Origin of the sequence: Devosia sp. WQ 349K1, from assembly GCF_016595685.1 — a bacterium.
Lineage (GTDB): Bacteria > Pseudomonadota > Alphaproteobacteria > Rhizobiales > Devosiaceae > Devosia.
Genome location: NZ_JAENGO010000009.1, coordinates 88,232 through 111,297 on the forward strand (window position 1 = coordinate 88,232; position 23,066 = coordinate 111,297).

Here is a 23,066-nt window from a genome sequence, read left to right on the forward strand (position 1 = left end):
CGAACGACCTCCCACCAATCAGGTAGTGGTTGATTGTGGGAGGTTTCGTCGCTTTAAAGCGCTGAGCGATAGATCGCTTCGATGTCGCTTAGGCTGAATGTGCGGGGGTTATTGTCGATCAGCCGTTTGATGGCGAAAGCCTCTTCAGCCCACAAGCCGAGTTCATCGGCACTAGCGCCGTGGGCTCGTAGTGACATCTCTACGCCCAGTTCACGACAGTAGGCTAGGCTCGACTGCAACAGCGTCGCTTCAGTGCTTGTGTCGAACCCAAGGGCATCGGCGATCTCTTGGGTCTTCTCAGGGCATACCTTGGCGTTATAGGACAGCACATGCGGGAAGATGATCGCATTGGCCAAGCCATGCGGCAGCTTTAGTCGCGTTCCCAAAGGATAGGCCAGTGCGTGGCCACCAGCGGTGTTCACCGGGCCAAGGCAAATGCCGCCATAGTAAGAGGCCAGCATCATCCCGGCACGCGCTTCGGTATCGCTGCCATCGGCAACGGCACGCTTCAAATAGCGCCCGACCAGTGCGATCCCAAGGCGCGCATAGCCGTCAATCAACGGATGAGCTTTGATATTGGTGAAAGCCTCGACGCAGTGCGCCATTGCGTCAACGCCAGTCGCCGCCGTGACGGCGGGTGGCACCGAATACGTCAGTTCCGGGTCAAGAATTGCAATGTCGGCAAGCATATGCGTGCTTTCGACAGCCATCTTCGCTAGCGTGTCCGGATTGGTGACAAGGGCGCGAATGCCTGCTTCCGACCCTGTCCCCGATGTGGTGGGGATCTGCGCCAATGCCGTCGACCGACCCGGAATTTTGCCTGCCCCGACGACATCGGGGATAGATAAATCCTTATCCCACAGCGCCGCCAGAAGCTTGGCAACGTCCATCACCGAACCACCACCAAGCCCGACCACGAGGTCAGGCTTGAATGCACGAGCAGCTACGAGGGCAGCATTCACTGCTGGCAAATCTGGCTCAGGCGGAAGATCGGTGTAAACGCTCACCTCCCCCTTCAGTCCGAGGCGCTCGACGAATGCCACAGTTGGGCCCATCGCGACGACGAGGATGCGATTGTGCCCCGTCGCCCATTCACCCAAGCGAGACGCCGTGCCCGCGCCAATTTCTAGTCGCGCCGGCTGCACCAGCGTAATGGCGCGCGACAAAGATAAAGCGAAGTCAACCATTGTCTTCCGCCTCCAGACGATCCATTTGCGCCCAGACGGTTGCGATCTCCGCTTCGGTCAGCTCCACCAGCGGCGGACGTACACGCGTCCAACCGGCATGGTTGCGGCGGCGAGCCAACATGGCCTTGATCGTCGGCAACTGCACATAGGCGTTCGAGAGGTCGCGCCATGCGTTTATCCGGGCCTGCGCCGCCTCAACCTTATCTGCCTGTGCAGTGTCGAACCAATTGTCGAATACAACACGCAAATGCGCGCCAATCAGGTTCGAGCTGGAGGTGATGCATCCCGCTCCGCCTGAACGCAGCAGCGGCAACATGAATGGATCTGCACCCGCCAGCACTGAGAAATTCTCAAAGGCACTGGCGAAGGCTTGCATGCTTTCTAGCTTGCCCGAGCTATCCTTGACGCCAACAATAACGCCGGGGAATGCCTCGCGCAGACGTGCCGTCAGCTCAAGCGAAATGCCGATCTGCGCGATGGGAGGAATGTGATAGAGAATGACCCGCAGATCATCGCTCCCAACGCCTTCGATGACCTCAGCGTAAAAGCGGAACAGACCTTCGTCGCTCACGCCCTTGTAGTAAAACGGAGGCAACACCACACAGGCCTTTACGCCCGCATCCACGGCATGGCGCACGAGCGTGACGCTGTCAGCAACATTGGTCTGGGAGGTGCCGGGTAGCAAGCGCTTGGCATCAAGGCCGGAGGCGATAACGCCTTCGAGCAGCCTCATGCGCTGGCCGATACTGAACGAATTGGCTTCACCAGTCGTGCCAAGCAGAGCGACCCCATCGCAGCCTTCTTCAATGAGTGCTTTAGCGTGGGTGTTGAATGCCGACTGGTCGGGAGCTCCGTCTTGTAAAACCGGCGTCGCCGCAGCGCAAAAAACACCCGAAACGGGAAGTGCAGTGGCGGGGTTCATGCTGGTTTTCCTGAAACAAGGCGACGCGCATAGGCAATCGCAGACTTCATGTTGACGTGGTTGGCTTTGCCGGTGCCGGCAATGTCGAAAGCGGTGCCGTGGTCCACCGAGGTCCGATCAATCGGTAGGCCCAACGACACGTTCACGGCCGTGTCGAAAGCCACGAGTTTGATCGGGATATGCCCCTGATCGTGATACTGCGCGATCACCAGATCAAATGCGCCGGTATAGGCACGGTGATAGACTGTATCGGCCGAAATCGGTCCCTGCACACTGATGCCCTCCGCCTTGGCCATAGCCACGGCAGGCACCACTTGCACATCGTCTTCTGTGCCGAATAGACCAGACTCGCCGCAATGCGGATTGATCCCGGCCACTGCGATGCGCGGATTTTCGTAGCCCATGCGCTTAAGGTGCTCATTGCCAGCACGAATAGTCGCCAGAATGCGGTCTGGCGTCGCCCGATCAATCGCTGTTTTCAGCGAAACGTGGGTAGAGACATGGATCACTTTGAGGCGTTCAGATGCAAGGAGCATGAACGCCGACTTCTGCCCTGTCAGTGCTGCCAGCATGCCGGTGTGGCCGTCATAGTGATGCCCTGCGAGGTTCAGAGCTTCCTTGTTGATCGGCGCTGTTACTATGCAACCGATGTCGCCAGCCTGCGCATCACGCACAGCCTTTTCGATAAAGCGGAAAGCAGCATCGCCACAGCGCGGGTCGAGCTTGCCCCACTCCAACTCTGGGCCTTCGATGTCGAGATTGACCACAACCGCATCGAGATCAATCGAGACGCCCGTCACGGCGCAGGCTTTTTCCAGAATGGCGCGATTGCCGTAAATACGGGTGAGCGCACGTTCGTTGGCGCCCATTTCCGCCACGGCTTTGACTGCGATTTCAGGGCCGACGCCAGCCGGGTCGCCCATGGTGATGCCGAGGATTTGGCTCACGACTTACCTCCGTCGATCCATCCCACGGGGAGACGGACGTATTTGATCGCACGCCGGAAGTAGGTGTAAGCGACATGCAATTCGCCAGCCGCGCCTTCCAGAATGTAGGGATATGACAGCTCCTGATTGCGCCCATCCTCCGAATTATTCGAAAGGCAAGCGCCTGAGCTGCTGTCGACAACCCGACGCAGTGGCCAGGTCACGCCGGTGTCATCGGAAACGCAAAGGGTAAGCGGCGCACGAGGAACGCCCCAGATGGGGTTACATCCCCCACTCGCGTCTGGCCGATCATCACCCGCTTCGATTTCGTCATAGAGGGAAACCCTACGATCATCCGAGGTCGCAGCCGAGGTGGGATTACACACCATCGCCAAGCGTCCGTCCGCAAGTCGAATAACGTTGATGGACGAGTTATTGTTCGGCACATCGGTCGGCTGTGGCGCGGACCAGGTCATGCCGCCATCAAGACTTTCCGAACGATGCACAAAGTCCGATTGGCGACGGCGATAAAAGGCCACCATGTGGTCGCCATCGAGCGGCACAATGGTCATATGCACGGAGCCGATCGATCCCGGCACATCATGCAGCGTCCAGCTTGCCCCTTCATCGTGGCTAATGCCGACTGCTGCCGTATCATGGCTACCGTTCCAGCGCTGCCCCGGCCGCGACACGCACCGGAAAATCGGCATCATCCAAGCGCCATCCTTGCGGCGTACAAATCGTCCGCGAATAAAACACCCCAGTGGCAGACCAATCACGCGTGGCTCCGCGCCGCTTAGGGCCACTCCGTCAAATGCAATTTCTCGCGCCCGCAGCAGACATTCGTCCTGATTACCGGCGGGCTGCGCCGTGTGCAAAAGCTGCCACACGCCATGGCCATTCTTCCACAAAACCGGGTTTTGCTCAGACCGGTCTGGGTCATTGCTCAGCTGCGAGTAAGCCCCCCAAGTCGTGTCTCCTAGCGCCAATACCGCGCTAAAAATCGAGATATCAGACTTCCCTTCCAACGTGCCGCCAAACCAAAGGCAGGCAAGGGAACCATCATCTAAAGTCGCGAGAAACGCTGCATGGTTCTGCACCATTGGCGAAGGCAGAAGCGCTTCAAACGCGCCATTCTCACCTTCCCGCAAAACCCCATCCATTCGGACTGCTATTTCGGTCGGCAGCATGTCCCCTCCCAAGGAATAAAATCTACCATCAAACTCAACGCACAAACACATGTTGTCAAGTTTGTATTCTAACTTTTTGCATCCAACATATTGGTCATATCACGAATTTCTAAATGTTTTCAGTATTTTGCATCACTTCAAAATCACCCTTGTCGCAACAATCGGTTTTTCAATTGACAACATTTATGAGTTTTCGGATAGTACAAGCCAAGAGCTGGCGAACCAGCCCTTTGAGGAAATAGGCCAGGCGCTGCCGCAGCAGCCCATGCGCCAATCGACAACTGCGGAGGGAGGCAAACATGTACTTGAAGCCGATTCTCGTTGGCGCGCTTTTGGCGTCCACGTCCATCGCCCCGGCAATGGCCCAGGCAAACACCGACATCACCGTCGTTCTGAGCGAAGAGCTCGATCTGGTAGAGCCTTGCATGGCCACCCGTTCGAACATTGGCCGCGTAGTGATGCAGAACATCAGCGAAACGCTGACCGAACTCGACGTGCGCGGTGACAAGGGCCTGACAGGGCGCCTAGCCGAAAGCTGGGAAGATCTCGGCGAAGGTACTTGGCAGTTTAAGCTGCGTCCAAACGTGAAGTTCTCTGACGGCACAGACTTTGACGCCGCCGACGTCAAGCACTCGTTCGATCGAGTTTTCAGCGACCAGATCACCTGTGAAAGCAAGCGCTACTTCGCTGATACCGCGCTCACCTTCGACATTATCGATGCCCAGACGATCAATGTGAAGGCGGAGCCTGCGCAGCCAATTCTGCCGCTACTGATGTCGCTCGTCACCATCGTTCCATCAGAAACACCAATCGAATTCGTCCGTGACCCTGTTGGTACAGGCCCATACGCCCTCACCGATTGGACCGCTGGTCAGCACATTATTCTTGAGCGCCGCGCCGATTATTGGGGTGAGCAGCCTGAAGTAACCAAGGCGACCTACGTCTTCCGCTCGGAAGCCACCGTTCGCGCCGGCATGGTGGCCGCTGGTGAAGCCGATATCGCTCCCCAGATCACCGCCGAATCCGCTGATAACAAGGCACTCGATTTCGCTTACCCGAATTCGGAAACCGTCTACCTGCGTATCGACAGCCAGGATGCACCGACCAGCGACATCCGCGTTCGTAAGGCACTCAATGCCGCTATCGACCGTGAAGCGTTCATCGGCACCATTCTGCCTGAGGGCACTGAACTGGCTGTTGCCATGACCCCGCCCACCACTCTGGGCTGGAATGCAGCACTCAAGCCGCCAGCCTACGATCCAGAACTCGCCAAGCAACTGTTGGCTGAAGCCAAGGCCGATGGCGTCGACACCAGCCTGCCGATCGAAATCATCGCCCGCACCGAGAATTTCCCGAACGTCACGGAAGTTGCTGAAGCGATCACCCAGATGCTAGGCGACGCAGGCTTTAATGCATCGGTACGCATGGTTGAAGTGGCAGAACACGAACAGTTCTACTCCAAGCCCTACCCAGAAAGCGAAGGCACGCGCCTTATCATGGCGCAGCATGACAACAGCCGCGGCGACCCAGTCTTCTCGATGTTCTTCAAGTATGCGAGCGATGGCACCCAGTCGGGCGTTGCCGATCCAAAGCTTGACGATATGATCGCTAAGGCCTCCGCTGCCACTGGCGACGAACGCTCCGCGCTCTGGTCCGATGTGTTCGCCTATGTCCACGATGAAGCCGTTGCCGACGTCCTGCTGTTCCACATGGTTGGTCTTAGCCGCGTCAGCGAACGCCTCGCCTTCACCCCGACCATTGCGACCAACGGTCAGCTCCAGCTGAGTGAAATCGGCTTCAAGTAAGCGCGATACAACCCTGGCGGTGTCGGTTCGCCGACATCGCCGAGACGTCTAAGGGACACTCTGTATGATCAAGTTGATTGGGCAACGCGCCATCGCGAGCACTTTATCGCTGCTCGTCCTGATGGTGCTCGTTTTCTTTCTCTCACGGCTCACCGGGGATCCCGCTGTGCTGTTCTTGCCCATCGATGCGACAGACCAGATGAAGGAAGAGTTCCGACGCCTGCACGGCCTCCATCGTCCTGTGATCGAACAGTTCTGGTTCTATCTCGTTGATCTGAGCCAACTCGATTTTGGCGAGAGCCTGCGCAAAGCGCGGCCTGCTCTCGACATCGTGCTGGAAGCCTATGCTTGGACCCTGCCCCTAGCGTTAATCACCATGACCCTAGCTGTTGTGGCGGCCATCGTACTTGGCTCTCTCGCGGCGTTTAACGTTGGCGGTTTCTTTGATCGCTTAGTGTCGATCGTTTCTTTGATCGGCGCGTCAGCACCTGATTTCTGGATCGCGATTGTAGCTATCGTCATCTTTGCCCTGGGCCTGGGTTGGCTCCCCACCTCTGGCGTCGGCACGCCGTGGCATTGGGTTCTTCCCATTGCCGTGCTCTTTATTCGCCCCTTCGGCCTGATCGTGCAGGTCGTGCGCGGCTCAATGCTCTCTGCTCTGGCTGCTCCCTACGTAAAAACGGCCCGCGCAAAGGGCGTTAAGAACACGCCGCTGATCTTCGTTCACACGCTTCGCAACGGCATGCTGCCGGTCATTACCGTCATCGGCGACCAGGCGGCTGCCATGCTCAACGGGGCGGTTATCGTCGAAACCATTTTCGGCTTCCCTGGCATCGGAAAGTTGATGATCGACAGCATTTTGCAGCGCGATTTCAACGTGGTTCTCGCCGCGATCATGATCACCGCACTCGCCATCTTCATCATGAATATCCTGATCGATATCGCCTATGGCTTGCTCGATCCGCGTATCCGTCACTAGGAGCTTCCGATGGCCGATATCGCCGCACAGCCAAACTCCGCGCCAGAAAGCAAAGGCACCTCGCTGCTCTCCATGCTCTGGCGCGACAAGCTCGCTTTCTTTTCTGCTATCATCCTGCTGCTGATCCTGATCGCCGCGATTATTGGGCCTACCCTCCTCGGCGAGGTCGCAACACGTCAGAACTTGCGCGGGCGTAATCTGGAGCCGTTCAGCCTAGAGCGCGGCTGGGTGTTCTTCCTTGGCGGAGACTCATTGGGGCGCCCGATGCTGGCACGCCTCATTGTGGCAGCGCAGAGCACATTTTTCATCGCCTTGGGCACCGTAGCCGCTGCGCTAACTGTTGGCGCAGGCCTCGGCCTCGTCGCTGGCTACATGGGTAAAAATACCTCGCAAGTCATCATGCGTCTCGCTGACGTCATCATGTCCTTCCCCTCGCTGCTCATCGCTGTCGTGGTGCTCTATGTGCTCGGCCCCTCGATCCCAAATATGATCCTCGTGCTGGCCATCACCCGCATCCCGATCTATTTGCGAACCACCAGAGCGGAGGTGCTCGAAGTACGCGAGCGGATGTTTGTGCAGGCAGCTGTCGTTATGGGGGCGAACCACGCCCGCATCATTCTCAAGCACATCTTGCCGGTTGTGGCTCCAACACTGGTCACTATTGCAACGCTCGATTTCGCTTTCGTGATGCTCGCTGAATCTTCTCTATCTTTCCTCGGCATAGGCGTGCAGGCACCCAACATCACTTGGGGCCTTATGGTCAGCCAGGGCCGACCCTATCTTAACACCGCCTGGTGGCTCGCGTTCTGGCCCGGCCTGATGATTGTGCTCACCGCTCTCTCGCTCAATCTACTTTCGAACTGGATGCGCGTTGCGCTCGACCCGGCCCAGCGCTGGCGTCTGGAAGCCCGGAGGACCAAGAATGTCTGAAGCGCTGCTGACCGTTAAAAACCTGTCTGTCGACTTTCATACCGCTCGCGGCACATTCCATGCGGTCAAGAATGTCAGTTGGTCCGTCTCGCGCGGTGAAACGCTTGCCATTTTGGGCGAGAGCGGCTCAGGCAAATCTGTCTCCGCCAATGCGGTAATGAACCTGCTCGATACTCCGCCCGCCGAAATCGTCTCTGGCGAAATCATGTACGAGGGCAAAGACCTTCTCAAGATCAGCGCCGAGGAGCATCGCGCCTTAAATGGCAAAAAGCTCGCCATGATCTTCCAGGACCCTCTAGGCCACCTCAACCCGGTCTATACAGTTGGGTGGCAGATTGTGGAGATGATGACGGCGCACGGACGTCCCCGCGACATGGCACGAAAGCGTGCACTTGAACTGATTGCGCGCGTCGGGCTGCCCGAACCCGAAAAGGCCATGCGCAAATACCCCCATCAGTTCTCTGGCGGCCAACGCCAGCGCCTGATGATCGCCATGGCACTCATGCTCAAACCCGATATTCTTATCGCCGATGAGCCCACCACGGCACTCGACGTGACCATTCAAGCCGAAGTGCTCGCGTTGCTCAAAGAGCTACAAGCCGAAACCGGTATGGCGCTGGTGCTGATCACTCACGATCTCGGCGTGGTCGCTGAAATCGCCGACCGCGTGGTCGTGATGAACAAGGGTGAGATCGTCGAAACCGGCACAGTGCATGAGGTTTACCACACGCCCAAGCACGCCTATACGCAAAAGCTCATTGGGGCTGCACCGGGCAAGGGCGACATCAAATTGCTTGATCGCGCGGCCCCTGTGCTCTTGAGCGTCGACAACCTTAGCAAAACCTACGGTCAGTTCCACGCGCTCAAGGGTGTTTCCTTCACCCTATCACGCGGCCAGAGCTTGGCCGTTGTGGGAGAGAGCGGCTCGGGCAAGTCCACCTTGGCACGCACCCTCCTCCGTCTCGAACAAGCCGACAGCGGCCGCGCCCTTTGGAAGAACAAAGACCTCATCACCCTGAGCGCGCGCGATCTTCTCGCCGTCCGCCGAGAAATCCAGATGGTGTTTCAGGACCCCACCCAATCGCTTAATCCGCGCATGTCAGTTTACAACCTGATTGCAGAGGGATGGGACATCCACAAGCTGATGCCCAATAAGCAAGCGCGCCGCGACCGGGTGCTCGAACTGCTCGATCAGGTCGGCCTCTCTGCCGAGCATATTGATCGCTACCCCCACCAGTTCTCTGGTGGCCAGCGCCAGCGCATTGCCATCGCCCGCGCGCTCGCGCTCGAACCTGAACTGATCATCTGCGACGAGGCGGTCTCGGCTCTCGACGTGTCTATTCAGGCTCAAGTGATCGCCCTACTCGACGATCTGCGCAAACGTCTTGGCATCTCGTTCCTCTTCATCGCCCACGACCTCGGAGTGGTGCGCGACTTTGCCGATACGGTCATTGTCATGAAGTCCGGCGAAATCGTCGAAATCGGTCCGACCGCCCAAATTTTCGATGCGCCACGTCAGCCCTATACCCAAAAACTCCTCGCCGCCAATCTCGATCCTGACCCGACTGTTCAAGCCCAACGCCGCGCAGTTTTAGCCAATGCTTGAGCTGGCCATCATCGCCGATGACCTGACCGGTGCCCTCGACGCTGCCGCGCCCTTCGCGATGCGTGGCATCACCACCCGGGCTGCTTTGGACATGGAGGGCTTCAACCAAGCCCTCTCCAGCCAGCCACGTGTGATCGCTATCTCAACCGACAGCCGCGAAATCTCGCCTGAGCGCGCACAATCCCGCGTCGCCGATGTTATTGCAGCCCTCCCCGCCGGCATAAAACTCTTCAAAAAGGTGGACTCACGCCTCAAGGGCAATATCGAGGCCGAGCTTTCTGCAATTCCGCACGTTCGTAGTGTGCTGCTCCCCGCCATTCCCGATTTCGGTCGCGTGGTCGAGAATGGATGCGTCACCGGCTTCGGGGTCGCAACACCAATTTCGATCGCGCAAGTGCTTGGCTCTCATGCGACCCGCGCCACCATTCCCGACACAGCCTCCCAAGAGGACATAGAAGCGGCCCTTACGGACGACTATGACCTCCTCATCGGCGCCCGCGGCCTCGCAAATGCTCTGGCCAAAACCATGAGCAAAACTGCCCCTCGCGCGCCAGAATACCCACTCCACCCCGCTTATGTGGTCATCGGCTCCACGGACCCAATAACCCTCGCGCAAGTGGAGCACCTCCGCTCCACCTACTCCGATCTCACCTATATCGGCGCCCCAAATGGCGAGGCCCATCCCTGCGGGCCTGCCGAACGGCCACTCACCATATTGCAAGCGACGCCCGGCGCGGTGCACGCCACTGGCCCGGAAGTCGCCGCAGCTCTTGCCACGAGCCTGGGCGGCCTCGCCCTCAACCAGAACGCCTTGCTCGTGCTGTCCGGCGGCGCAACGGCACAGACCATATTGCAAGGTCTTGGTCTGCACGCTCTCGAACTCATAGGCGAAGCGCTACCGGGCTTGCCCATCTCGCGCGCAGACGGCTTGACTGTTGTTTCCAAATCAGGCGGTTTTGGCGATACCGACGCCCTCGTCCGCCTTCTCTCACCTTCCGCCTATGGAGTTAGCTCGTTCCATGTCTGACACTCCAGCAGGTCGCCGCAGCCTATCCGAAACGGTGTTTGACCGTATCCAGAAATCGATCAAATCCGGTGCCTATGCCGTCGACGAGCGTCTCCCTACCGAACACGCCCTAGCCGCCGAATTTCAGGTCTCTCGCCCGGTCGTCCGCGACGCGCTGCAAAAACTGCGCGATCAAGGCCTGATCTATTCCCGCCGCGGCGCAGGCAGTTTCGTGCGCGAGCAAGGCATTCGCGAACCTCTCGGCTTTGGTCAAATGGAGAACCTTTCCGATCTCCAACACTGCTATGATTTCCGCCTCACTATTGAGCCTGAAGCCGCCGCCGTTGCCGCCCAGCGCCGCACTCCGGAAGCGCTGACAAAGATCAAGACCGCACTCGATTTGCTGCGCGACGCCACCAATCGGCAAGCCCACCGTGCCGATGCCGATTTCATGTTCCACCTCTCAATCGCTCAGGCCTCGTCGAACCCCTATTTCGTCACAGCCATGCAAGCGCTTGAGGAGCACATCGCCGTCGGCATGCGCCTTCACGGTCTCTCACTCCGCCGCACGTCCGACGGTCTTGCACATGTTTTTGTCGAACATACCGCCATTACCGAAGCTATTGCGCTGGGTGACAGTGAGCGTGCCCGTCAGTTGATGCGCACCCACCTCTCTGGCTCCCGCGACCGCCTCTTCGCACCATCATCAAACCAATATGCTGATGAATAATCGATGCCGATAGAAATGACAGTTTAGATCGCAAACCCATTTCTGAGACACAGGTGCTGATGCCGAACAGACATGGATCATGTCCGAGGCGCGCCGATGCATCCCCAGACGCAGGGCAAGATCGAGCGCTGGCTTAAGACCTTGAAGAACCGCATCGTCCTGGAAAACCACTTCATCCGGGAAACCTTGAAAACCAGATCGAGGCCTTCATCGAGCGCTACAATCATCGGCGCTATAACGAGAGCCTGGACAACCTGACGCCCGCCGACGCCTATTTTGGCAAGGCCACTGCCATCATCAAGCACCGAGAAAAGCTCAAACGCAAAACCATCCAACATCGGCGCTTGCTGCACACCAGCCTCGCCGCATAATATCAACCGAACGACGAGCAGCGCTGTCCGCTAATCAAAGTGCAAATCTGAGCCAAAGCATCTGACGACGGACAGACATGCGCCTTTGTTACCCAAACCAGAAGTTACGCTCCCCCAACTCTCCGCTCAAAGAGCGTTTTACCCAATTACCATCGAAAGCCCGCAGAATAGTCATTTCGTGGGAACACAGCCAATTTTCGTGCAGGACGAGATTTAGCCTCAACAACAAGACTTCTAGCGTTGCGGCGAGATCCGCAACACTGTTGAGGAGGACATCAATTGGCAACAAGACGATCAGTCATAAAAGGCGCTGTGGGAGCGGCGGCCTTGAGTGCACTATTCCCGCAGGCGTTTGGTCTCGAGATGACCGACGGCGCCCCCCTAATTGGCAAATATTTTCATGACGCAAACCTCGACTTCGGTCGTCGGTTTTCGACTGAGTTAGCGCGCAACGGCGTAGCGTCTTCAGGCGTAGTCGATAACTGGACCAATGTCTGGTCGCGTGAAATCGATCCGGTTTGGCGCAAGCAGCCTGTGGCAATTGCCGGGGTCACCCAACATGGACCCATGTTCATGTTGACCCAGTTGGCCCAACGACATGGCATGCGCCTCGTCTATCAGGCTGAAATCATCCAGCGCGGTGCAGACTGTGGCATTCGCGTTCAAGGATTATCCAGCATGTCCGACAGCTGCGGCCTTGTCGGCGCTGATGCGGCCCGACTGCCGGAAGATGTCGCGACATCATTCCTTTCCATCTCGGGCGTCAACGTTCCTCGCTCCTCGCGCTTTAGCCAAAACACCGGCCTGACAGCGGCAACTGAGGAAGATCCCGTCTACGCCTGGATCATCGCCCCCTTAGCCGGCGCTGCCCAATACATCTGAATTCCTAGGAAGGATTACTAAATGGCACTTCCCGTTGGAGTGACAGAAGAACAATTCAATACCGCCATCGAGAAATTCAAGGCGGCTGTTGGCGCTGAGTGGGTCTTTACCGAGGAAGAGGACGTTGTTCTCTACCGCGACGCTTATTCGCCAATGTATGACGAAGACAGCGAGCTGATGGCGTCGGCCGCAGTGGCACCTGCCAGTGTTGAAGAAGTTCAAGAGATCGTTCGCATCGCCAATGAGCTGCGTATTCCGATCTACCCGATCTCAACCGGCATGAACCTTGGCTATGGCGGCTCAGCACCGATCCTGAATAATTCGGTGGTGGTCGACCTCAAGCGCATGAACAAAATCATCGAAGTCGATGACGTGCGCCACTTCGCCATTGTCGAGCCGGGCGTCTCGTACTTTGATTTGTACCGCTACATCGTTGAACATGATCTCGACGTGTGGATCGACTGCCCAGATCCAGGCTGGGGTTCTATCGTCGGCAACGCACTTGATCATGGCGTTGGCTATACTTGGGGCCACTACCGTGACCACTTCCGCGCCCATAGCGGCCTGGAAGCTGTTCTGGCAAACGGCGAGTTGCTCCGCACCGGCATGGGCGCCCTACCCGGCGCAAAAACATGGGGCGAATTTCACTACGGCTTCGGCCCGCAAGTGGACAGCCTTTTTGCCCAAGGCAATGCTGGCATTGTGACCAAGATGGGCATCCATCTCATGCCACGCCCGGAAACCTATCGCTCCGGTCAAGTTACAGTTCCACGCCGCGCAGACATCAACGCACTTGTACGCATCGTCAACGACCTTGAAGATCAAGGCCTCGTCGGCATGCCACGCTACAGCAGCCCAATGAATGCTGTGCGCGACGAGGGGCTTTCGGCACTCGTGAACGCTCCAGATGGATGGGACGGCGATGCGATCGACGCCTGGGCGCAGGAACACGGTCACATGTATTGGGGCGTGTTGCTCCAGTTCTATGGGCCGGAACGGACCACACTCGCCACTTGGGAATACGCGAAAGAAAAGATTGCCGCCGCTATTCCAGGCGCTGTCTTTGAAGACCGCGAACTCTACAAAATGCCGATGACCGACGAGCAGATGCACAATGCAGACCACCGTGTCTCACTGGGCATTCCGCAACTCGAAATTTTCTCGATTGGTGCTCGTACCGCGACCAATCCAACACCCCGCGACGGTCACTTGTGGTTTGCCGCTGTGATCCCCCGCTCGGGTGAAGGGGTTCTCGAGGCGCAGGAAGTGATGGCCAAGGCATTCCGGGAAGCAGGCATGCCGCCGATGTTCGGCCCGTTCAGCACACCTGCAACTTGGATGTATCACACGTTCATCTTCATTACCGGATTCCCCGTGGTTAAGGGCAATGCAGAAGTTGCCCGCCAGAACCGTGAAGGCTTCTCTCGCATCATCGAGATCGCGCGACAGCATGGTTATGGCGAGTATCGCGCTCCGCCAGCCTTCGTCGATGAAATCGCTGGCGCCTATAACTTCAACGACAATGCGCTACTCCGGCTCAACGAGACCATCAAGGATGCCATCGACCCCAACGGTATTATCGCGGCCGGTCGTGGCGGCATTTGGCCCAAACACCTGCGGAAGTCATGATCATGAACATGTTTAAGGTCTTAGCTGCTGTTGCTCTTCTGGGCTCGGCTTCATCTGCATCGTTGGCGCAGGAAAGCGGGGTTGGCACAGCACCCAACTTCATTCCCCTTCAAGACCATTTGACGATGACGGATGGCGAGCAGATCTACAAATACCATTGTTGGAACTGCCACGGTGAAGGTCCCGGTAAGCCGGGCACTACCGCTCTCGCTGCACTGCACGGGGACAGCTTGCCTGCCGTTTTGGAGGAGCGTACGGACCTCGACCCAGAGTATATCCGTTACCTCGTACGTAATGGCGTTTCCATCATGCCGCATTTCCGGCAGACGCACATTTCTGACACGCAACTCGAAGCGCTGGTGGACTATCTCACTAGGAACAACCTGCAGTAAGCGCGCAGGACCTAACGGAAGGCCCCGGATATTCTCCGGGGCCTTCTTTATTGCGGCCAACCAACCCGCCGCGGCAAACGTATATGCAGGCCAAACGCGCCGAGCGGCGTTCCTTGGACAGGAGAGTAACCCGCCCTCCTCACAACGAAAAAAAGCCCGGCAATTGCCGGGCTTTTTCGTGGAGTTAGTGTTTTTAGAGAAGCGCAGCGAACGGGTCATCGACGACTGCGGTAAAGCCGATCAATCGGCCGAACACGATTACCGCTGTCCAGAAGCAAAGCGAGAGCAGACCTGCAATGCGCGCCTTGTTCGGAGGAGGATTGTTCGTATCCCATACGGAAACGTCACGGGCACTGATCAGCTCGAGAATGAACATGTTCACGCCGGCCAACATGATCATCAGCATCTTGATCTGGAAGTTGACGTTCGCAAAAATACCGGTCGCGTTCGGCAGGAACAGCAGGAACCCGGTGATGACAGCAACGACAAAGCCGACCCAAGTCAGGTGCAACAGATCATGCGCAACCTTGGTGTAAGGCCGATTGGTCGAGGCAAAGCCCAACAGGCGCACGTCAACAATCAAGATCGTACCGAAAACCAAAGCTACTGCCAGAACGTGCAAGCTTTCCACGACGGGGTATGTCGCGCCGCCGGTATTCACCCAGTTCGCGAGGCCAGAGTTCTGCAAATCATATAGGAATTGTGTAATATCCATGATGCACCGGCCTAAATGTGGGTGATTGGAGACAGCTGACCCCAGATCAGCGGGTCGTAGGCGATGAAACGCCCCAAGAAGATGATGCCGACCAGAAGAACGATGGTCACGATGGCCATACGGCGCATCGCAGGGGTTATCTCACTGTCATCCGACTTCATCTTCTTGATGAAGCGCATCGCAATCACGATGCTACCAGCCAGCAATGCCATCTTGATCCAGAACGAGAGGGCGAGAATTTCTCGAACAGGCTCCGCTAGGATAAGGATGATACCGGTGCAGACCAGAACAGCCAGCGCGCCCAGTGCCCAAGGTGAGAAACGCGCTGCCGTCTGCTTGAGTGATACATCGGCCCAGACCAAGCCGTGAATGCGTCCCGCAATGACCAGCACCGAGGTGAAAATAATAGCAAGTGCAAGGATGTGCAGCGATTGCATTGTCGGCACGACCCAAGGGGATGTTGCCATGGCCAGACTAAACGGCGACTGACCGAATTCTAATAGGATATCTACCATTGGGCTGCCTCCTGTGCCCTATCAGGATGAAGGCCGGGTCACCCCGGCCTCCGAACTAGTTCTGCTTATTCAGCCTTAGCTGGTTCTGCAGCGAGCGCTTCAGCAGCGTTCTTGTAGCCCTTTTCAAGCCAAACGGGCCATTCGGCTGTACGACGGTTAGCAAAGCAACCAGCGTCAGATGGGTTGTAGACAACGCCTTCAGCGTCGATGAACAGGCCTGCAGCGCCGCCCTTACGACCGTCGCGCAGTGGGCACATGATCACGGTCAGTTCCTGGCCGGTCACAAAGGTGTCGCCCTTCATCGGCGGATTACGGGTAAGGAAGTTTGGCGGAGCCGCACCTTCAAATGCCCAAACGTCGCCGTTTTCATCTTCGATCATCATGAAGGTGTGCGGAGCGGTGAATGCCCAGCGCGCAACCTTACCCTTGATGACGATTTCCTGGTCAGGATCGAACATCGAGAAGCTGTGGTGCGCCAACGAAGCCGACACCGCGCCAACAGAAGCAACTGCAGCAAGCGCAACAGCAAGAATAGTCTTTTTCATTATGTTCTCCGGTAGCTCTTATTCAGCTGCGTTGAAGAAGTCGGTGAAGTCGGTCTCACCTGGGGTCTTAGTCTGACCTGACAGGTCAGCCGGAAGATCCGGGTTACGCATCTCGTGCCAGGTTAGGCCGCTTTCGCCAGGAAGAATGATGGTGGTCAGGTTATCTTCGGTTTTGCGCTGAATGGCCTGGTCACACTCCCAGTGGCGAATGCGGTAACCTGCATCTTCGTGCACACTAGCGCGAACCCAAGTGTAAGCACCGTGCAGCGGCTCCACCAAGCTCACCGGGTCATAGAAGGAAACCTGAGCAACCAGGCGCTTCATGCCGTTTTCTTCGGTGACCATGCGGTAGATTTCGATGGTTTCCATTTCGTTGGAGAACACCGGATAACCGCGGAAGTAATCAGCTGGCCACATGTCGTTGGTCCAGACGACGAGAGTATCGTCAGCCCAGAAACCGATACTGTCGCCAGTTGGAGAGTGGCTACCATCGATGTTGGCATGGTCCTGATTGATGAACACGCGGCGGTTTTCGTTCGCCAAGTCGTTCAACCACCAAGACTGGCTTGGGGTGTTCACCCATTCGCGAACGTACGGCTCAAGCAGCCAACGCGGCACGCCCATCGCTTCACACGTGGTGAGACGGTCATAGGCCTGTTCGTTATGTGGGATCATGGCCTCACGACGCTGCTTGAATGCAGCTTCGTATTCTGGGGTCAGAACGCCTTCCTTGACGACGCCACCAGCAGCTAGACCTGGCGGGATTGGGCCCTCAAAGAACGGGGACACGCCACCGCGAAGCGCTACGCTGTTCCAGCTGGCTTCCCACAGACCTTCCCACTTCGGCACAGATTCATAGGTGTGCTTGGTGCCACCGTCATGCTGGCGCTTGAGGAAGTTGAAGTGCTCTTCTGCGGTCTTGAATGCCTTTGGCGGCTTCACGACTTCAACAGCAAGTGGATTGGTAGACTGAGCATAACTTACGGAAGCAGCGCTTGCTGCAACCATGAGTCCAAGAGCCATGGCTCCCAAGACTTTAGTTACCTTCATAGGTAGATCCTCTCCTCGGCCTGATAATTTCGAAAGGATGGCCAGCCACGCCCAATCCCCCGCTGTTTTTTGGCGCGACATAAGTCCCGCAGTCGCACGGTCTCCCACCCGCACAATTCATTTGAGGAATTCAGGCAAGACGGTACCGGCACGGCTGAACGAGCGTTCAGCAGTTTGGTCCGACACTGTTTTGCTCGGATATTCCTCCGTTCAGCCCACGAGGTGCTGCGAGGGTAAATTCTCAGAAGTATCGAGATTAGCCCTGCACGGAGCTAGCCCAATGTTTGCACGAAACGAACGCGTAAGAGCGTGCTCGATGAACATCCTTTGGGAACCGCAACCCCTTGGCTACGCAAGCATAGTCTTTAGTCTAGGCCTCGAGTTTGTAGGCGGACGCGATAGACGCCAGGAGAGAATCCTGTGTGGCGCCTGAAAATCCGCGCCAAGTGCTCAACATGCGAGAAACCACAAGCGTCCGCGATGTCGAATAGCGGCAGATCGGTTGTCTGCAAGAGGGCCTTGGCCTTCGCTAGACGAAGCTGGATAAGATACTGGTGCGGCGCACTACCTGTTTCGGCCACAAACAAGCGCGAGAGTGCGGACACACTCTTATTGGCAACTCCGGACAACTCCGCGAGAGTTACGTTGCGGTCTATGTGATCCCGCAAGTACCGAATTGCAGGCCGAAGATCGGCACAAACCGATGCTTCGGGCTCAAACCGTGTGTAGCGCAACTGCTGATCAGTGGAATGAGATTGGATCAAACGGGCAGCGATAGCCCGCGCCATCGGCAAGGCGCTGTTTTCATCTGCTTTGTTGTAAATGGCGGTTTGAACGGCACTTATGAGGAGAGCCAATGGCGGATCGCTTTGCCCCTCCCCGGTCCGCAATCTGAGACGGGACATGCCGCCGTCGACCGTCTCTTCGGCAACCTCGCAGAGTGTCTCAACATCGAGACTGAGAACAAGCGCTTCGCGCTGCTGAACATTGCTCGATGGTAGATCAGAGCCCGGACCATAGACCCCGATTTCCGACGAGACCAGACCATTCGGTGACGCCAGAGAGAGCCCTTCTCCTCCAACTTGAGCAAACAGTGCGATGAGCGGATTGGCTAGTACCGGCGCACTCTCAACGATTGCCCCCATGCTTGAGCTGAGCTTCATCTTACCCCAGCTGTGAACCGCGTGTTCTGCATAGGGCCTGCGAGGATTTGTGTGTATTCGGTCTGACGGGGAGTATCTCATATTCAGTCAGGCTCCGGCCGCCGAAGCGGCGCTGCGTCATGATCACAGAAACGATGGGCCACCAAAAATCGTAAAACCTATCCAACGGCCCGCGACCACCACAATGGTCCAGAGTGTCAGCGATATCCCGCCACTGATCCGAGCTGGCTGCGGAATACCCGTCAAATGCCACTCGCTCGCCGACCGCGCAAAAACGAACTCGAGAACCAGCATGTTCACGCCTGCCAATAGGATCGCGCTCATCTTGGCGATGAACCAGGGATTTTCGAAGTAATTGCTCGGCTGCGTGGCAAACATCATCAGGCCTGTCAGTACCGCACATCCAAACGCTATCCACACCAGATGCAGGCTCTCGTGAGCAATCTTGGTGTATTGCCGCGACGTCCCGGCGAGGCCCAACAGACGCAGGTCCACAACGGCTATGACGCCATAAACCAGAACCACCGCGATCACATGAACGACTTCTGCGGCCGGAAAGGCCCAGGCTGAGGTCTGCATGAACTCGCCCAATGCGGTCATTTCAACCCACAGGAGAAACTCAGATATATCCACCGAACTCACTCCGACTAATAAACGTAGGCGATCAACCGCCCAGCGGTCATCACGGAGATCCAGATGACGGTGGTGGCCAAACTATAAATAATGGAGCGCGTTTTGAGCGTGCTGGCTGGCGATGATAGATCAGGATGCAATAGCGCTTTCCCGAACCAAACAGTGGCCAGAAGGCCGAGGGGGATCAGCGCCATCTTGATCCAGAAGGGCGCACTAAGCAGTTCACGCTTTGGTTCGCCAACAATCAGCAATGTGCCGCTCAGCGCCAGAACAAGCGCGGCACCCCAGAACCACGGCAAGTAACGATCCGCAATGGCACTCAGGGGCGCATCGACGCCGGCACGGCCAAGCAAACGCAAATTGATAAACAATTGCGAGGACACCAAACTCGCAATGGCCAGAATATGAAGAGATTGGATCGTGGGAATGACCCAAAACTCGCGTTGAATATAGCGGCTGATCGCTGTTTCGCCCAGCCATGTTGCGAACTGAAGCACTTGCTGTCCTTGTGGCCTAAAAAGCCCCTCACCAAAGCGAGGGGCTAGTCCAAAACCTATTCTTTGCCGGCCGGAATGACCGCAAAGCCGTTCCGCGGATTGATTTTCTCACCGTTGGTCATTTGAGCATCGACCCAAGCGGCTCCCGGACGGCCGTCGCGCATTGGATTGCCACGTATAGTCAATTCTGTGCCGGGCTGTAGCGTGCTCTTGCGGATACCAGCCCGCATCAAAGTACTGGGCCCCTCAGCCTCGAATCCCCATGTAGTAACGGTGCCGTCGTCATTGGTGACATCAACGATCAGCCATGAGTGTGGGTTGGTGTATTGAAATTCCTTCACTACGCCTTTGAGCTCGACTAGTTGCTCGTGGTCGAACATGGCAGCAGAGTGGTGCGCGTAAGCAGGCGCAATGAGAGAGGCCACTGCCAAGGCAGCGCCCGCGAAAATAAGCTTTTTCATTTTGAATTTCCGTACGTTAATCGATAAGCGAAAGGCTAGGAACTATTCGCTCTTCATGAAGTCGAAGGCGAGGAAGTCGCTATTGCCGTCTTCAGTTTCGATGACGACGTTGTTTGGATTTTCGCGACAGTCCCAATAACGAATACGCAGCAGATGGTCGTCATTGGCGAGTTCCGTCCAGCTTTGACGGGTGTACCATGGCTCTGCAAGGTTCACCGGATCAAACACCCAGACGTCGGACTGCAAGGTGACACCATCGACCTTCCGCCAGCGCTCTACAACCTGCACTTGATCCGAATAGTTTGGCTGCGTACCGCGCTGGTACTGACCCTCCATCAGATACTTCGTGTGGGTCACGAGCGTATCGTCATCCCAGAAGCCGATCGTATCGCCGTTCCAAGTTGGGTATGCGTCTTCTTCAGCCGTATGATCACGACCGTCTGTGTAGACGCGGCGAGTGTCGTTGACCATCTCGTTGACCAGCCAAGTTGTGTCTGGTGTCACGATGAACTCGTGCAGAAATGGTTCGGTGATCCACCGCGGGAACCCTGGCGCACGACAATCGGAGATTGGATCATATTCGCCGTGAATGGTGTTCATCAGGTCGATTTTAGCCTGACGAGCTGCGGCACCTTCGTCCGTAAGTGTGGCACTAATTTCATTGGCAGGGAGCTCAGGATCGAACGACAACCCGCCCTTGGTGCGAGTAAAGATACCTGACCAGTCGTATTCTGGCTTCTTCATATCTTCCCATGTCAGCTGCACGCCGCCGTTGGCTTTGGCCTTCAGGAATGCAAACAGCGTCTCGGAAGTATCAAACTCCTCGCCAAACGCCTGCAGCTTAGCTTTGCTTTCAGTCCAATTTGCAGATTCACCCGCCGACGGCAGGAATTCAACAAACTCCTGCGCGTAAACAGTAAAATTTATTGAAGCCACGACTAAAGATGTAGTCGCCACAAGAATAGGCAGCACCTTCACGCAAGCTCTCCTCAAAGTTTGCTTCTCATGTGTGACGATCAACTTTTGTAGGTTCTTTTATAGATCGCCAGGGTCATGCTGGGATTTTTAGCGATCCCCAACAAGACACAAACATCCCGACATTTTGCGAATTTCGTGCAGGTGAAATCGATGCAGTCCGGACAAGCTTGCCGGGAAGTTCCTCATGGAACCGATGCGCATTGGAGGAGAATATGCGTTTACTGAATTCGCTGCTGCTTGGCGGCAGCATGCTGGCAATGCTGGCCGTTCCTACACTGGCTCAACAAATCGTCGTAGAGACCAGCAATGGCAAGATCGCCGGTCAGGCCAGCACCTATGTTGACGGCGTCTCCGTGTTTAAGGGCATTCGCTACGCGGCTGATGCCGGGGGCGCAAACCGCTTTCTACCACCACAGCCAGTTCCAGCAATCGACGGCATTTATGACACCTCAAACTATGGCGCGACGTGCTACGGGCTGCCGTATGCACCAATTTTGATGCCTGAGGAAGGCGTTGACCTCGACCCCAACGCACCTAGCGAAGATTGTCTCTTCTTGAACGTTTGGACTCCAGGTGTCGACTCCGGCAAGCGCCCCGTCATGGTGTGGATGCACGGTGGCGGTTTCACCGGCGGTTCGGGCGGCACTATTCGCTACGAGGCATCACGCTTCGTCGACAACCAAGACGTGGTTGTCGTAACGCTCAACCACCGTCTGGCATCACTCGGTTTTATGGACGTATCTGCTGTAGCTGGCGACGCATACAAAGACTCCGGCAACGCCGGTATGCTCGATATCGTACAAGCGCTCAGATGGGTGCGCGACAACATTGAAGAACTCGGCGGCGACCCGTCCAACGTGACAGTCTTTGGCGAATCCGGTGGTGGCAGCAAGGTAACGACGCTGATGTCGATGCCTTCAGCCCAAGGCCTCTTCTCCAAGGTTATCGCCCAAAGCGGTATCGCTACCGCACCAATTACAGTTGAGGCTGCGCAAGCATCGACAGCGACCGTTCTGGAAGCCGCCGGCGTAACTGATTTGGCATCATTGCAGTCGGCGGATGTGACCAAGCTGGTCGCAGGCGGAAACTGGGGACCAGTACAGGGTTCGACTCTCCCCCGCGGTCCATTTGCGCCGGATGCCGATCCAGCAGGCAAGTCGATACCACTCATTATCGGGTCGAATTTTACCGAGTCGACATTCTTCAACAACACACCAACAAAGCCTGTTGATGCTGATGGCTTGAAGGAAGCATTTGCTAAGGGCAACTTCACCGGTCGCATTCCAGCCGAGCGTATCGACGCTCTAATGGATGGCTACCGCGCCCTTCTGCCTGGCACGCCGGACCATGAAGTGTTCCAGATCATTGCTTCCGACATATGGATGACTCAGCTGGTGTCACGTGTAGCAGACCTTCGCTCCGGGCAAGACGCCGAAACCTACGTCTACCACTTCACTCAGCGCCAAGGCGGCCGTGATGGCGAACTCAACGTGCCACACACTGCAGAGATCGCTTATGTTTTCGACAACCTTGACCTAGCCAAGGCGACCGTAGGTGAACCAGATGCCGATGATCGCGCGCTTGCTACTGTGATGAGCACTGCTTGGGCTAATTTTGCACGTACCGGCAATCCAAACGGCGAAGGGGTTCCCGAGTGGAAGACCTGGAATGACGGCAAGAACGGCATGATCTTTGGGGCTAGTACTGGGTCGGTTGCAGATCCGTTTGCGGCCCGCCTTGCGGTTCTCGGCGAAGCGCTCAAACCATAATCCAGTTGAAAGCATAATTAGGAGGCGCGGGTTGGCTCCTGCGCCTCCTTTTCTAATGCCCAAGCGCACCGCAAAAACTCGTATCCCCTAGCGCGTTGAATTTACACAAAACAAACCTGCAAAAATCGGCAAGTTTAAATCCAAAACGTGCAGGCACGGAACGCGCCAGACAGTGCACGGTAATC

The 23,066-nt window shown here is 56.8% G+C and carries 23 protein-coding genes and 1 pseudogene; 11 read left to right on the forward strand and 13 right to left on the reverse strand.

Features of this window, described 5'->3' with window-relative positions:
- Window positions 1–53 precede the first annotated feature (53 nt).
- The 4 genes from JHL21_RS16795 to JHL21_RS16810 are packed head-to-tail and all read right to left on the reverse strand — an operon-like array spanning window position 54 to window position 4,225.
- A complete protein-coding gene (locus tag JHL21_RS16795; RefSeq protein ID WP_200214799.1) occupies window positions 54–1,187 on the reverse strand; it encodes an iron-containing alcohol dehydrogenase in 1,134 nt (377 codons plus the stop codon).
- Window positions 1,180–2,109, reverse strand: a complete 930-nt coding sequence (locus tag JHL21_RS16800) for a dihydrodipicolinate synthase family protein (protein WP_200214801.1) — start codon at window positions 2,107–2,109, stop codon at window positions 1,180–1,182. Before JHL21_RS16800 ends, JHL21_RS16795 begins: the two co-directional genes overlap by 8 nt.
- The gene (gene pdxA / locus JHL21_RS16805) at window positions 2,106–3,056 is read right to left on the reverse strand and encodes a 4-hydroxythreonine-4-phosphate dehydrogenase PdxA (RefSeq protein ID WP_200214803.1); all 951 of its coding nucleotides are present in this window, start codon (window positions 3,054–3,056) and stop codon (window positions 2,106–2,108) included. The genes JHL21_RS16800 and pdxA overlap by 4 nt, the downstream gene beginning before the upstream one ends.
- Window positions 3,053–4,225 carry an exo-alpha-sialidase gene (locus JHL21_RS16810; RefSeq protein WP_200214805.1) on the reverse strand — a complete coding sequence of 391 codons (1,173 nt, stop codon included), beginning with the start codon at window positions 4,223–4,225 and terminating at the stop codon, window positions 3,053–3,055. The genes pdxA and JHL21_RS16810 overlap by 4 nt, the downstream gene beginning before the upstream one ends.
- A 299-nt stretch (window positions 4,226–4,524) precedes the next feature.
- Here JHL21_RS16810 and JHL21_RS16815 point away from each other — a divergent pair, with 299 nt between their 5' ends.
- The 10 genes and pseudogenes from JHL21_RS16815 (at window position 4,525) to JHL21_RS16860 (ending at window position 14,555) form a co-directional block, all read left to right on the forward strand.
- The gene (locus JHL21_RS16815; protein WP_200214807.1) at window positions 4,525–6,030 is read left to right on the forward strand and encodes an ABC transporter substrate-binding protein; all 1,506 of its coding nucleotides are present in this window, start codon (window positions 4,525–4,527) and stop codon (window positions 6,028–6,030) included.
- 64 nt (window positions 6,031–6,094) lie between these two features.
- The gene (locus tag JHL21_RS16820) at window positions 6,095–7,009 is read left to right on the forward strand and encodes an ABC transporter permease (RefSeq protein ID WP_200214809.1); all 915 of its coding nucleotides are present in this window, start codon (window positions 6,095–6,097) and stop codon (window positions 7,007–7,009) included.
- A 9-nt stretch (window positions 7,010–7,018) separates the two neighbouring features.
- On the forward strand, window positions 7,019–7,939 hold the full coding sequence (locus JHL21_RS16825) for an ABC transporter permease (protein ID WP_199531542.1): 921 nt from the start codon (window positions 7,019–7,021) through the stop codon (window positions 7,937–7,939).
- Window positions 7,932–9,545 carry an ABC transporter ATP-binding protein gene (locus JHL21_RS16830; protein ID WP_200214811.1) on the forward strand — a complete coding sequence of 538 codons (1,614 nt, stop codon included), beginning with the start codon at window positions 7,932–7,934 and terminating at the stop codon, window positions 9,543–9,545. Before JHL21_RS16825 ends, JHL21_RS16830 begins: the two co-directional genes overlap by 8 nt.
- Window positions 9,538–10,572, forward strand: a complete 1,035-nt coding sequence (locus JHL21_RS16835; RefSeq protein ID WP_200214813.1) for a four-carbon acid sugar kinase family protein — start codon at window positions 9,538–9,540, stop codon at window positions 10,570–10,572. Before JHL21_RS16830 ends, JHL21_RS16835 begins: the two co-directional genes overlap by 8 nt.
- Window positions 10,565–11,281 carry a FadR/GntR family transcriptional regulator gene (locus tag JHL21_RS16840; protein WP_200214814.1) on the forward strand — a complete coding sequence of 239 codons (717 nt, stop codon included), beginning with the start codon at window positions 10,565–10,567 and terminating at the stop codon, window positions 11,279–11,281. Before JHL21_RS16835 ends, JHL21_RS16840 begins: the two co-directional genes overlap by 8 nt.
- 72 nt (window positions 11,282–11,353) lie before the next feature.
- Window positions 11,354–11,652 (forward strand): annotated as a pseudogene (locus JHL21_RS16845) (integrase core domain-containing protein); the annotation flags it as partial.
- A gap of 327 nt (window positions 11,653–11,979) precedes the next feature.
- Entirely contained in the window at window positions 11,980–12,534 is a 555-nt protein-coding gene (locus JHL21_RS16850; protein WP_200214816.1) for a hypothetical protein, read from the forward strand.
- Between the two features lie 21 nt (window positions 12,535–12,555).
- Complete coding sequence (locus tag JHL21_RS16855; protein ID WP_200214817.1) at window positions 12,556–14,163, forward strand: FAD-binding oxidoreductase; 1,608 nt, start codon at window positions 12,556–12,558, stop codon at window positions 14,161–14,163.
- Between the two features lie 2 nt (window positions 14,164–14,165).
- Window positions 14,166–14,555, forward strand: a complete 390-nt coding sequence (locus JHL21_RS16860; RefSeq protein WP_199532751.1) for a cytochrome c — start codon at window positions 14,166–14,168, stop codon at window positions 14,553–14,555.
- 193 nt (window positions 14,556–14,748) lie between these two features.
- Here JHL21_RS16860 and JHL21_RS16865 read toward each other — a convergent pair whose 3' ends face one another.
- From JHL21_RS16865 to JHL21_RS16905, 9 genes are all read right to left on the reverse strand, one after another.
- Window positions 14,749–15,270, reverse strand: coding sequence for a DUF6644 family protein (locus JHL21_RS16865; RefSeq protein WP_182395308.1), 522 nt, complete (start codon window positions 15,268–15,270; stop codon window positions 14,749–14,751).
- 11 nt (window positions 15,271–15,281) lie between these two features.
- Complete coding sequence (locus tag JHL21_RS16870; RefSeq protein ID WP_199532753.1) at window positions 15,282–15,785, reverse strand: DUF6644 family protein; 504 nt, start codon at window positions 15,783–15,785, stop codon at window positions 15,282–15,284.
- 65 nt (window positions 15,786–15,850) lie between these two features.
- Window positions 15,851–16,330: a DUF6152 family protein gene (locus JHL21_RS16875; RefSeq protein ID WP_182395304.1), complete on the reverse strand. Its 480-nt coding sequence runs from the start codon at window positions 16,328–16,330 to the stop codon at window positions 15,851–15,853.
- Window positions 16,331–16,348: 18 nt separating this feature from the next.
- Window positions 16,349–17,380, reverse strand: a complete 1,032-nt coding sequence (locus JHL21_RS16880; protein WP_182395302.1) for a hypothetical protein — start codon at window positions 17,378–17,380, stop codon at window positions 16,349–16,351.
- A 365-nt stretch (window positions 17,381–17,745) separates the two neighbouring features.
- Entirely contained in the window at window positions 17,746–18,543 is a 798-nt protein-coding gene (locus JHL21_RS16885; RefSeq protein ID WP_182395300.1) for a helix-turn-helix domain-containing protein, read from the reverse strand.
- Window positions 18,544–18,666: 123 nt separating this feature from the next.
- The gene (locus JHL21_RS16890) at window positions 18,667–19,176 is read right to left on the reverse strand and encodes a DUF6644 family protein (protein ID WP_182395298.1); all 510 of its coding nucleotides are present in this window, start codon (window positions 19,174–19,176) and stop codon (window positions 18,667–18,669) included.
- Between the two features lie 14 nt (window positions 19,177–19,190).
- The gene (locus JHL21_RS16895; protein ID WP_200214819.1) at window positions 19,191–19,673 is read right to left on the reverse strand and encodes a DUF6644 family protein; all 483 of its coding nucleotides are present in this window, start codon (window positions 19,671–19,673) and stop codon (window positions 19,191–19,193) included.
- A 56-nt stretch (window positions 19,674–19,729) separates the two neighbouring features.
- Window positions 19,730–20,134: a DUF6152 family protein gene (locus JHL21_RS16900; RefSeq protein ID WP_199532755.1), complete on the reverse strand. Its 405-nt coding sequence runs from the start codon at window positions 20,132–20,134 to the stop codon at window positions 19,730–19,732.
- A 42-nt stretch (window positions 20,135–20,176) separates the two neighbouring features.
- A complete protein-coding gene (locus JHL21_RS16905; RefSeq protein ID WP_200214820.1) occupies window positions 20,177–21,112 on the reverse strand; it encodes a hypothetical protein in 936 nt (311 codons plus the stop codon).
- 212 nt (window positions 21,113–21,324) lie between these two features.
- Between JHL21_RS16905 and JHL21_RS16910 the strand changes: the two genes are divergently transcribed.
- Window positions 21,325–22,881 carry a carboxylesterase/lipase family protein gene (locus tag JHL21_RS16910; RefSeq protein ID WP_182395291.1) on the forward strand — a complete coding sequence of 519 codons (1,557 nt, stop codon included), beginning with the start codon at window positions 21,325–21,327 and terminating at the stop codon, window positions 22,879–22,881.
- Window positions 22,882–23,066: the final 185 nt, after the last annotated feature.